Origin of the sequence: Halomonas sp. PA16-9 (assembly GCF_009728585.1) — a bacterium.
Lineage (GTDB): Bacteria > Pseudomonadota > Gammaproteobacteria > Pseudomonadales > Halomonadaceae > Vreelandella > Vreelandella titanicae.
Genome location: NZ_CP040452.1, coordinates 224,061 through 236,021 on the forward strand (window position 1 = coordinate 224,061; position 11,961 = coordinate 236,021).

Here is an 11,961-nt window from a genome sequence, read left to right on the forward strand (position 1 = left end):
GGATGGTGATATTATACAGATAACACTATTTTCTATACAAATATTGTACAACGGGGTATAATTAGCTCGTCTTACATGATAAAGCGTCTTAACGGCGCCTAAGGGAGCAATCAATGCCACTTCTTAACGCCGGTTCCAGCAACACCAAAATAAGCACGCGTTTAACGCTCGGTTTTTCTGCCTTACTCGGGCTGTTGGTTTTGCTAACAGCCGTAGGTATTTACCAAGTCAATCAAATTGATCGCGACTTAACGACCATTAATGATGTTAACGGTACCAAGCTTGGGTTTGCAGTAGATATGCGCGGCAGCGTGCATGATAGAGCCATTGCCCTGCGCGATGTGGTACTCACCCAAGACGATACTCGGTTAGATGCTTTACGCAGTGAAATGGAGCGCCTAAGCAGTGACTACGTGACGGCATCCGAAGGCGAACATCAAGTGTCTAGCGAGTACCCCAGCGGTCAAGAAGAGCGAAACATTCTAGACAGCATTGACGCCCAAGCCGCCACAACCCTGTCACTCACCCAGCAAGTCATGGAGTTTCGCCAAAAGGATCAATTTGCCGATGCACAGACACTGTTACTCGAAGAAGCGGGGCCTGCTTACGCCGAGTGGCTTAATCGCATTAATCAGTTTATCGAGCTTCAGCAAGCACTGAACGACACCACCACGGCAACAGCCCGCGATACCGCCTCCGGCTTCCAGATGCAGATGCTGGGGCTAACACTGTTCGCTTTACTGGTTGGCGGCTTGATTGCAGTGTTTTTATCCCGCCAGCTACTGCGTGAACTGGGCGCAGAGCCCCACGAAGTCAAAGCGTTTGCGGAAGCGATTGGCCGCGGCGAGCTAACCAGTCATGGGCAGCTTAAGAAGGGCGACACCCGCAGCATCATGGCGTCACAGGTCGCGATGGCGCATCAGCTACAAACCATTGTGACCCAGGTGCGCGCCTCAGCGGAGGCGGTGGCCAGCAACAGCGAGCAAATTGCTGAAGGCAATAACGACCTCTCTTCACGCACCGAGCAGCAGGCAAGTGCACTAGCGGAAACGGCCTCGGCAATGGAGCAACTCAACAGCACGGTAAAACTGAATGCTGATAATTCCGAGCAGGCCAGCCAACAGGCTACCAGCGCGTCCAGTACAGCCAAGCAAGGTGGTGAAGCGGTTAGTCAGGTCGTTGCTACCATGAATGATCTCAACAAAAGCTCACAGGAAATTGCCGGTATCATCTCCACTATCGATGCAATTGCTTTCCAAACCAACATTCTGGCGCTTAACGCCTCGGTCGAAGCCGCCCGTGCAGGCGAGCACGGCCGGGGGTTCGCAGTAGTCGCGGAAGAGGTACGCAGGCTCGCCCAGCGCAGTGCCGATGCGGCACGCGAAATTAACGCTCTGATTTCCAGCAACCTTGAGCGGGTAAACCACGGCAATGAGCGCGCTGAAGAAGCCAGTAAATCGACTGAAGAGATTGTCGCGGCTATCGAGCGGGTAACCAGTATCATGAAGGAGATTAGTTACGCCAGTGCTGAGCAGAGTACCGGTGTACAAGAAGTGGGCCGGGCGGTGACCGAGATGGATCAAGTCACTCAGCAGAACGCCGCACTCGTACAAGAGAGCGCCACCTCCGCCAATAACCTACGTCAGAATGCTCACTCTCTACTGCATGCCATGGAAGTCTTCAAGCTGCCGAAGACCCTTCAAAATGCACAGCCGCAGCACACTGCATTGGCACCTGCACCAGCACGCATTCCAGGCACTAACAAACCTACACTCGCGGCTGCGAAACCTCAGCCAAGCGAACCTAAGTGGGAAAACTTCTAAACTAATAACGATTTTGGCCGTTTATAGTGTAGAGAGAAATGGCTCCTAAGGGTTAGGAGCCGTTCTTTATTGCCTTGCCCGAGGTTGTAATGAAATCCACCCAAAGCCTTTTAATGGTTTTTTTGTTACCTATTTTAATGGTGGTACTACCTGCCCTGCTGATGCTGACAATCGCCATGAAGGTGCTGGAAGAACAGTCGCAGCAAAGCAACCTTTTACAGACCAATGATTTAGACACTTTGGTTCAAATGGCGACCTTTGATCGCCAGCTTAGCGACTTACACCAACGTATCACTGCTTTATTGATCGACACTGAAGTAACAAAGCTAAGTACTTCGCAACGCTATACGGCCTACAGTCAGATTGCGCAAGAGCTTAACCAGATCGGCCAAAGCGTGGACACCCTGGCGACCTCCCCCCTGCTTATCGACTTAAGCCAGGACAGTACCGGCGCCCTTCAAAGTGCGTTCCGGCAATATCAGCGTTTTGTCAGTATGGCCAATGAGTCAGCAGCACGAGAACTGGGCGACCCCGCCCTCTTCCTCAAAGAAGCGCAAAACCACTTCAACACCTTTACGCTATTCTCCCAGCAAATATTCGAAGCCTTAACCCTGCGTGCCAAGGAGCGTCATGACCTTTCATTTGATGCACTTACACGCTCTCATAGCACCACCATCTGGCTGGGCATTGCCATGATGGGTGTGCTTATCAGCGCAGCATTTTTTGCTTCCTGGCGCATCAATAAACGGTTGATGGTAGTGGGAGACGCTATTTTATCGCTTTCTAAGCGCCGACAGCCGTTGCCGGACTTCCACGCTATTGAGCAGATGAGACAGCAGCATAGCGGCCCCTTGAAGCGGATTGCCACCGCATTGATCGCGCTCAAGGATTCCGAGCAGCAGCGCCGTGAAGCCGAGCAAAAGATTCACCGGCTCGCCTATTACGATACGCTAACTAAACTACCTAACTGGCGCTTGATGAAAGAGCATCTACAGCATTCGTTGGATACCAACCAACAGGCCAGCACATTTGGCGCGCTAGTGTATCTGGGGATGGATAACTTCAAGCGCATCAACGATAGCAGCGGCCATCGCGTGGGCGATAACCTCCTCAAGCTTATTGCCCAGCGCCTTACCGACCTACAAGTCGAAGGCGCCACCATTGGCCGCCTTGGCGGCGATGAGTTCATGGTCATATTAGACGGCCTGGCTGGAGAACACCTAAAAGCGGCCGAAAAAGCCGAGGCATTGGCCGAACAGATACAGCACAAACTCAATCAGCCTTTCCAGCTAGAAGGGCAAGAACATTTTCTTAGTTTGAGCATGGGTATTGCACTGTTTAACGGGCCACAGCACACGGTCGACAACTTGTTTCAATATACCAACGCTGCCGTTCACTTAGCCCAAAAATCAGGCCCCAATAACATTCGTTTTTACGACCCAAAGGTACAAGCCGATTTAGAAGCCCGCATTGAGTTAGAGCATGATATGCGGCTGGCTATTGAGCGAGATGAATTTATACTCGTCTATCAAATGCAGGTAGACAGCCTTGGGCGGGCGATTGGCGCAGAAGCATTGATCCGCTGGCAACACCCGCGTCATGGGTTTGTCTCGCCGGGTACTTTTATCCCCCTAGCTGAGGAAACGGGTCTAATCATGCCGATTGGCAACTGGGTACTCGAAACAGCCTGTGAACAGTTAGTCATCTGGGCAAATGACGAAAACACGCAGCATCTAACATTAGCAGTCAACGTCAGCGCCAAACAGTTTCAACAGCCCGACTTCGTGGACACCGTTTGCGGCGTGCTAACCAAAAGCGGTGCTCCGGCCCACCGGCTAAAGCTGGAGCTGACAGAAAGTACTATGATTGGCGAAATAGATGACATCATTGCCCGCATGCACCGGCTGAAAGCGCTGGGAGTTAGCTTTTCCTTGGACGATTTCGGCACTGGCTACTCGTCGCTGCAGTACCTCAAACGGCTCCCTTTAGATCAAATCAAAATCGATCAATCGTTTGTGCGCAACCTGCATAAAGACACGGACGATAAGGCCATCGTACAAACCATTATTGCCATGGGGCGTTCGCTCGGGTTGCAGGTTATCGCCGAAGGTGTCGAAAACCAAGAACACTGGCGCCACCTAAACGAACACCAGTGTCATGCCTTCCAAGGATATTATTTTTGCAAGCCGGTATCCGCTGCAGAGATGATACAGCGCAGTTTGGCTGCACCACCAATGCTCGCCTAATACGGAGGTAGTCCCCGTCATAAAGGCTTACTCACCGGGCTGCCAACCATTGACGATCGGATAGCGGCGGTCGCGACCAAAGCCCCGAGGCGTCACCCGGACACCAATGGGCGCCTGGCGGCGCTTATACTCGCAGCGGTCAACCAGCTTCACCACTTTATAGACGTCTTCAGCGTCAAAGCCACCAGCGATGATCGCTTCAGCGCTCATGTCGCCTTCGATATAGCTTAATAGGATAGCGTCGAGCACGTCGTAATCGGGTAAAGAGTCGCTATCCTGCTGATCCGGCGCCAGCTCCGCACTGGGTGGGCGCTCAATGACCCGCTCGGGGATCGCAGGTGATTGCGTATTGCGCCAGCGAGCCAAGCGATACACCCAGGTTTTATACACGTCTTTGATGGCATTAAAACCGCCCACCATATCGCCATACAGCGTGGCGTAGCCCACCGCCATTTCGCTCTTGTTACCAGTCGTCAGTACCATCAAGCCTTTTTTATTGGAGATCGCCATCAGCAGTACGCCGCGACAGCGGGACTGTAGGTTCTCTTCGGTGGTATCTCGCTCAGTTCCCGCGAAGCTCTCTGCCAGCGTGCCCATAAAGGCTTCTACCATGGGCTCGATCGGCATGATCTCATAGTGGACGCCGAGCATTTTGGCCTGTTCTGCAGCATCCTGCTTGGAGATATCCGCGGTGTAGTGGTACGGCATCATCACCGCCTGCACCCGTTGAGGGCCCAGTGCGTCAACCGCAATCGCCAGCGAAAGCGCTGAGTCGATACCGCCGGAAAGCCCCAACACCACGCCCTCAAAACCGCTCTTGTTGACGTAATCGCGCACCCCGGTAACTAACGCACAGTAAAGGCTCTCTTCCGGTTCTACCTCGGGGTCAACCTCTCCGGCTTGGGGTTCCCAGACCGTCGCGCTGGTTTGCAAAAACTGAACTGGCATCAGGCCCGCCTGCCAATACGGTGCCAGCACCTGCAGCTCACCGCTGGCGTTAACACAGCAAGAGCCGCCATCAAAGACCAGTTCATCTTGGCCACCGATGGTGTTCACATACACAATTGGAAGCTGCGTATCCTGGGCGTGTTTCTCCAACAGGCGCAACCGTTCCGCGGGCTTGTCCTGGTGATAAGGAGAGGCGTGCAAGGAAACCAGCACCTCAGCGCCCGCTTGCGCGGCGGCCTTAACCGGCACGCCATCCCATAGGTCTTCGCAGATCACGATGCCCAGTTTGGCGCCTTTATGCTCATACACCAGCGTTTCAGTGCCGGGCGTGAAATAGCGCTGCTCATCGAACACTTGGTAGTTAGGCAGCGCCTGCTTGGCGTACTCAGCTTCCCACTGGCCGTTGTAAAGTAGGCCCGCCAAGTTGTAACAGCGACCTTCCCGCACGCCGGGATAGCCAATGATCACCAACACATCACTGGCGACCTTCGATGCCATTAGCGCGCGAGCTTCACGCAGGCGGGTTTCCATTGAGGGCGCAGCAGGTCTTCCGGTGGGTAGCCTGACAAAAAAAGCTCTGGAAAGACAACAATATCCGCCCCATGCTCAATCCGCGCTTCGCGCACTGCTTCAATCGCGCGTGCGGCATTGCCGGGAATATCCCCGACCAGAGGATCGAGTTGGGCCATTACCAGCGTTAAGTCTTGCATGGGCGTCAAAATCTCTTGAGAATCTTTAAAATAGGGTTACACCAACATAGTCGTATTGTCCCGCAAGGGCCGCCAACTGGCAAAGGCTGCGGGTCTATCCTAACGCCTTGTGCCTAGATTCCCACTTTGGGAGACACAAAAGGATGAACCTCTTGATCATTCGGCTGATTATCTTCGCCGTTATATTCTATGCCGGTTTAAAGCTATACGGCATATACCGGCAACGTAAGCTTGAGCATGAAGCGCAGCATAAAAAAGTCAACCGCCACGAGGGTGGCAAAATGGTGCGCTGCCGCTGGTGTGAGGTCCACGTTCCTGAAGACGAAGCACTGCGTGACCAGGAGCAGTGGTTCTGCTCCAGCGCCCATCGCGACCGCTACCTGCAGGAGCAGCAGGATAAAGACGGCACACCTTAAGCCTGTATTAGCCGCTCTGGCGTAAGTTGGTAAGGCGCGGGGTCAATTAGTGGCTCGCGCCCCAGCAGTTGATCCACCAGTAAATGGGTCGAAGCAGGCGCCAGCACCAAGCCGTTGCGATAGTGCCCGGCATTGACGAAGACGTTACTCCATTCAGGCAGCGCGCCGATAAAGGGAATGCCCGTTGGGGATCCAGGCCGCAGGCCGGCCCACTGGTGCGCTACCGGGTACGTTGCCAAAGCGGGCAGAATAGCTTCAGCACTCTGTTTTAGCGACGCCAATGCCGCCTCATCGGTGCGCTTGTCAAAACCCACCTCTTCCAGCGTAGAACCGACCAATAGCAAGCCATCTGCACGCGGAATAATATAGCGTCCATCTTTTAACACCACGCGCTGCAACAACCCTTTGGGTGTTTGGTAAGCGATCATCTGACCTTTAACGGGTCTTACCGGCAACTGCACATTCAACTGCGACAAGAGCTGCGCAGCCCAAGCGCCGCCGCAAACAATAATGCGTTCAGCCGTTATCGGCCCCTGAGACGTCACCACGCCTTCAACGATGCCCTCTACTTTGCCACCCTGTTGAATAAAACCACTGACCTCGCACTGCTCTTTCAGCGTTACCTGGGGCATCGCCGCTAACCGCGCCTTCAACGCCTTGGCTAAACGCGGATTGCGCACACTGCCCAGCGTCGGCATCCATAGCGCGCTATCGTCAGCCATTGCCACACCAGGTTCTTTAGCGTGAACAAAGTCTGCCCCTACCCGCTCTAGCGGTTTCCCCAGCTGGCGTGCCCATTGCAGCGCTTGGTCGGCATCGTCCACATTTAGGTAGAGCAGCCCTTTTTGACGATATTCGGGGTCAATACCGGTCTCTTCCAATAAGCGCAGGGCTAAAGAGGGGTAAACGCCTTCCGACCAGCGGGAAAGTTGCGATACCGCAGAGTCGTAGCGCCAGGGATAGAGCGGCGAAACGATACCACCGCCCGCCCAGGATGCCTCTTTACCGCACTCACCACGATCAACCAGTGTGACCTGGTGACCGGCATCGGCTAACTGCAGCGCTGTCATCATACCGATCACGCCGCCGCCAATAATTAAGAAATCGCTCACAAAATTGTCCGTTTTGGCTTACATAAAAAAAGCGTAGCGCCGCCTAGGATGACCTATTAACGACGATATGTTCGCTACTGGTAAAGGAGAGTGAGCATAGCGCGGGCGATAACAAGGTCAAGTGAGGAGAGGCGATGAGCAGTTTCCATATCAAGACGCACACCACACCTGAAAACGGGTTTACACTGCTCGAGCTACTGATCACCCTGCTGTTGGTTGGAATCATCGCCGCCTGGGGGCTACCCAATTTTCAAGCATTGGGGGAGCGTACCGCACAGACTAGCGAGGTCAATCGATTCCAGAGTGCGTTTTCGTTCGCGCGTAATACAGCGATTAGCCAACGCCGCCAGCTGACGCTTTGCCCAGCCTCGCAGAACCGTGAGGCTTGCGCTAATGACTGGGGTGGAGAGCTTATGATTGTGGGGCAATAAAACCGATAGCATCACTGAAGAAGACATTTTGCGCATTGTGCCCGCGCAACAAGGCACACAAGTGACCTACAACCGGGGCTGGTCGCGCATCCGTTACAGCCCGCTGGGCTATACCAGCGGTTATAACGGCAGTTTTGCTATTTGCTCAACCAGCGGCGCCGTGGGCTCTAAGGGTAAAAAGCTGGTACTTAGCCAATTAGGGCGGCTAAGGATTGATGAAGCGCCTATCGACTGTTAATCATTAGGCGCTTCAACTCATTCACGGCGTTGTGACAATGGTTTTAAGCAATACCGTCTAAATAGCGCTCGGCATCCAGCGCTGCCATGCAGCCGCTGCCAGCTGAAGTGATTGCTTGACGATAAATGTGATCCATCACGTCGCCGCAGGCAAATACGCCCGGTACGCTGGTCGCGGTTGCATTCCCTTCAAGGCCTGAGTGCACTTTGATATAACCGCCGTTCATGTCCAGCTGACCTGCAAAGATCCCTGTGTTGGGGCTATGGCCAATGGCAATAAACAGTCCAGGCGCATGGATCTCTTTGCTTGAACCATCTTTAGTGGATTTAACCCGAACACCTGTAACACCGGAGTTATCGCCGAGCACTTCTTCGACTTCCTGGAACCACTCAAGAACGATTTTGCCCGCCTCAGCTTTCTCGAAAAGCTTATCTTGGAGGATTTTTTCCGCCCGCAGTGTGTCACGGCGGTGTACCAGGGTCACTTTGGAAGCGATGTTAGAGATAGAGCGCCTCTTCCACGGCGGTATTGCCGCCGCCAACCACAATGACTTCCTGATTGCGGTAGAAAAACCCGTCGCAGGTAGCGCAGGCCGACACCCCTTGGCCCATAAACTGCTGCTCAGTGGGCAGACCCAGGTAACGGGCACTCGCGCCGGTGGCCACGATCAACGCATCGCAAGTATAAATACCGCTATCGCCTTTTAAGGTAAACGGTTTTTCGCTTAAGCTAACCTCATTGATGTGATCAAACAGCACCTCTGTATTGAAACGTTCGGCGTGCTGCTTCATGCGCTCCATCAACTCCGGCCCCTGTACGCCTTGAGCGTCGCCGGGCCAGTTATCCACATCGGTTGTGGTGGTCAGTTGGCCACCCGCCTGAATACCGGTAATTAGCAGCGGCTTCAGGTTGGCCCGAGCAGCATAGACGGCAGCCGTATAGCCTGCGGGACCGGATCCAAGAATAATCAAACGCTCATGACGAGTTTCCATGACACCACCTTGTAAATATCTGACTGATAGCTTTGTCGCTAGCTGTGTTAATAGCTTTGAAAAAATTAGCCACAGAGTCTGCCTGAAATGGTGCCAAGTACAAGCTATTGCAAGGTTTCATCTACGCTATTAGGCGAAGAAACCTTGAAAGCCTCTGTGCAAAGACCCATGTGTTATTACTAAATCAACGCCATACTGGGGGGAAATCTATACTAAAGAAAGATCGTGACCGTCATGCTGAGCGCTGCGCTCAGCAACCAGAGGAGAGAGATATGAGCAAGATACCCGATACGCTAAACACCCTAGAGGTTGGTAGTAAAACCTATCACTACTACAGCCTGCCCCACGCGGCCGAGACCCTGGGCAGCATTGACCGGCTACCCAAGACGCTCAAGATTCTACTCGAAAACCAGCTGCGCTTCGCCGACGACGAAAGCGTAGATCAGGAAGATATGCAGGCCCTGGTCGACTGGCAGGCCGAGGGCAAATCCAGCCGCGAAATCGGCTACCGCCCGGCGCGGGTACTCATGCAGGACTTTACCGGCGTGCCCGGTGTGGTGGATTTAGCCTCCATGCGCGCCGCAGTAGAAAAGCTGGGCGAAGACCCGGCGAAGATCAACCCGCTTTCCCCCGTCGATCTCGTTATCGACCACTCGGTAATGGTCGATAAGTTCGGCAACCCGGCTGCATTTCAAGAGAACGTCGATATCGAAATGCAGCGCAACCGCGAGCGCTATGAGTTTCTGCGCTGGGGCCAGCAGGCGTTTGATAACTTTAGCGTCGTTCCCCCCGGTACCGGTATTTGTCACCAGGTCAACCTGGAGTACCTAGGCAGAACGGTATGGACGAAGGACGAAGACGGCAAGACCTTTGCCTACCCCGACACCCTCGTGGGCACTGACTCTCACACCACCATGATCAACGGCCTGGGCGTGCTTGGCTGGGGCGTGGGCGGTATTGAAGCCGAAGCGGCCATGCTCGGTCAGCCGGTGTCGATGCTGATCCCCGAAGTGATTGGCTTTAAATTAACCGGCAAGCTACGCGAAGGTATTACCGCCACTGACCTGGTACTCACCGTTACCGAGATGCTGCGTAAAAAAGGCGTGGTGGGTAAATTTGTCGAGTTCTACGGCGATGGTTTGAAAGACCTGCCGCTGGCGGATCGTGCCACGATCGCCAATATGGCCCCCGAGTATGGTGCTACCTGTGGTTTCTTCCCAGTGGATGAAGAAACCCTGAACTATATGCGCCTGACGGGGCGTGAAGATGAGCAAGTCGCCCTGGTGGAAGCCTATAGCAAGGCCCAAGGGCTGTGGCGTGAACCTAATGACGAGCCGATCTTCACCGACGCCCTAGCACTGGACATGACCGAGGTAGAGGCCAGCCTGGCCGGCCCCAAACGTCCTCAGGATCGCGTGGCGCTGAAAGACATGGCGGCGGCCTTTGACAAGTTCATGCAGGAAGACGTCAACGCGGATGCCAACGCAAAGGGGGAACTCTCTTCTGAAGGCGGCCAAACCGCCGTGGGGGTGAGGCGCAGCTTCGAGCATGACACCAGCCAGGCCGTTACGCTTGATGACCATGATTTCAGCCTTGACCCCGGGGCGGTGGTGATTGCGGCGATTACCTCGTGCACCAACACCTCCAACCCCAGCGTGATGATGGCCGCTGGGCTGCTGGCACGTAAAGCGCGTGAAAAGGGGTTAACCACGAAGCCCTGGTGAAAACCTCCTTAGCACCAGGTTCCAAAGTGGTCACCGATTATCTGGAAGCCGCTGAATTAAACGATGACTTGGATGCACTGGGCTTCAACCTCGTCGGCTACGGCTGCACCACCTGTATCGGTAACTCCGGCCCGCTGCCTGATGAGATCGAAAAAGCGATCAACAGCGGCGATCTTGCCGTGGCCTCGGTGCTCTCCGGTAACCGTAACTTTGAGGGCCGTGTACACCCGTTGGTCAAAACCAACTGGCTGGCCTCGCCGCCCCTGGTGGTGGCTTACGCCCTGGCGGGTAATGTCCAGCTTGACCTTACCCAGGCGCCGTTGGGCAAAGATAGCAACGGCGACCCGGTCTACCTCAAAGATATCTGGCCCAGTCAGGCCGAGATTGCCAGCGCCGTCGAGCAGGTCAACACCGCCATGTTCCGTAAAGAATACGGCGCAGTGTTTGAGGGTGACGATGTCTGGAAAGCCATCGACGTGTCAGAAAGCAAGGTCTATCAGTGGCCTGAATCCACCTACATTCAGCACCCGCCCTTCTTTGAAGGCATGGGCCGCGAGCCGGATGCCATCGAAGATGTGCACAGTGCCCGCGTGCTTGCCATGCTGGGTGATTCGGTGACCACCGACCATATCTCCCCTGCCGGTGCCATCAAGCCTGACAGCCCCGCCGGGCGCTATCTGCAAGAACACGGCGTCAGGCCGGTCGACTTCAACTCCTACGGCTCACGCCGGGGTAACCATGAAGTCATGATGCGCGGCACCTTCGCCAACGTGCGGATCAAAAACGAGATGCTCGACGGTGTGGTCGGCGGTGAAACACGCCACGTACCCAGCGGCGAGCAGATGGCCATTTACGATGCGGCCATGAAGTACAAAGAGGAAGGCAAACCGCTCGTCGTGATCGCCGGTAAAGAGTACGGCACCGGCTCCTCACGGGATTGGGCGGCCAAAGGCACCCGTTTGCTGGGCGTTCGCGCGGTGATTGCCGAATCCTTCGAGCGCATCCACCGCTCTAACCTGATCGGCATGGGCGTTGTACCGCTGCAGTTTGCCGAAGGCGAAAGCCGTAAAACGTTGGGGTTAACCGGCGATGAAGAGATTTCGATTGCCGGATTAAGCGACCTGACGCCAGGTGGCACGGTCAAAATCGTGATCAAAAATGCCGACGGGGAACGTAGCGTTGATGCCAAGTGCCGAATTGATACGGTAAACGAGCTGGCTTACTACCGTCACGGTGGTATCCTTCACTACGTGTTGCGCAAGATGATCGGCGCAGCCTAAAAGGGTAAAACCTACCAATGCTTGCATGCCCCCACCTCGGT

The 11,961-nt window shown here is 54.7% G+C and carries 6 protein-coding genes and 3 pseudogenes; 6 read left to right on the forward strand and 3 right to left on the reverse strand.

Features of this window, described 5'->3' with window-relative positions:
• The first annotated feature begins 113 nt into the window (after positions 1 to 113).
• Complete coding sequence (locus FDY98_RS17490) at positions 114 to 1,823, forward strand: methyl-accepting chemotaxis protein (protein ID WP_027956889.1); 1,710 nt, start codon at positions 114 to 116, stop codon at positions 1,821 to 1,823.
• Positions 1,824 to 1,912: 89 nt separating this feature from the next.
• On the forward strand, positions 1,913 to 4,069 hold the full coding sequence (locus tag FDY98_RS17495) for a putative bifunctional diguanylate cyclase/phosphodiesterase (protein WP_035538118.1): 2,157 nt from the start codon (positions 1,913 to 1,915) through the stop codon (positions 4,067 to 4,069).
• 27 nt (positions 4,070 to 4,096) lie between these two features.
• Here the strand turns inward: FDY98_RS17495 and FDY98_RS17500 are convergent.
• Positions 4,097 to 5,727: pseudogene (locus FDY98_RS17500) on the reverse strand (NAD+ synthase).
• 143 nt (positions 5,728 to 5,870) lie between these two features.
• Between FDY98_RS17500 and FDY98_RS17505 the strand changes: the two are divergent.
• Positions 5,871 to 6,143, forward strand: coding sequence for a PP0621 family protein (locus tag FDY98_RS17505; RefSeq protein WP_022522015.1), 273 nt, complete (start codon positions 5,871 to 5,873; stop codon positions 6,141 to 6,143).
• On the opposite strand, the gene thiO is transcribed toward FDY98_RS17505, so the two are convergent.
• On the reverse strand, positions 6,140 to 7,255 hold the full coding sequence (gene thiO, locus FDY98_RS17510) for a glycine oxidase ThiO (protein ID WP_027956892.1): 1,116 nt from the start codon (positions 7,253 to 7,255) through the stop codon (positions 6,140 to 6,142). The genes FDY98_RS17505 and thiO overlap by 4 nt on opposite strands.
• A 134-nt stretch (positions 7,256 to 7,389) precedes the next feature.
• Here thiO and FDY98_RS28495 point away from each other — a divergent pair, with 134 nt between their 5' ends.
• Positions 7,390 to 7,686 (forward strand): pilus assembly FimT family protein, encoded by a 297-nt coding sequence (locus FDY98_RS28495; protein ID WP_340147026.1) that lies wholly within the window; start codon positions 7,390 to 7,392, stop codon positions 7,684 to 7,686.
• On the forward strand, positions 7,673 to 7,924 hold the full coding sequence (locus FDY98_RS28500; RefSeq protein WP_340147027.1) for a hypothetical protein: 252 nt from the start codon (positions 7,673 to 7,675) through the stop codon (positions 7,922 to 7,924). The genes FDY98_RS28495 and FDY98_RS28500 overlap by 14 nt, the downstream gene beginning before the upstream one ends.
• A 43-nt stretch (positions 7,925 to 7,967) precedes the next feature.
• On the opposite strand, the pseudogene trxB reads toward FDY98_RS28500, so the two are convergent.
• Positions 7,968 to 8,916: pseudogene (gene trxB / locus FDY98_RS17520) on the reverse strand (thioredoxin-disulfide reductase).
• A gap of 272 nt (positions 8,917 to 9,188) precedes the next feature.
• Here trxB and acnA point away from each other — a divergent pair.
• Positions 9,189 to 11,920: pseudogene (gene acnA, locus FDY98_RS17525) on the forward strand (aconitate hydratase AcnA).
• Positions 11,921 to 11,961 lie beyond the last annotated feature (41 nt).

Coding starts and splice junctions, on each gene's coding strand:
- FDY98_RS17495 (WP_035538118.1), top strand. CDS start 1,913: ATGAAATCCACCCAAAGCCTTTTAATGGTTTTTTTGTTACCTATTTTA.
- FDY98_RS28495 (WP_340147026.1), top strand. CDS start 7,390: ATGAGCAGTTTCCATATCAAGACGCACACCACACCTGAAAACGGGTTT.
- FDY98_RS17505 (WP_022522015.1), top strand. CDS start 5,871: ATGAACCTCTTGATCATTCGGCTGATTATCTTCGCCGTTATATTCTAT.
- FDY98_RS17490 (WP_027956889.1), top strand. CDS start 114: ATGCCACTTCTTAACGCCGGTTCCAGCAACACCAAAATAAGCACGCGT.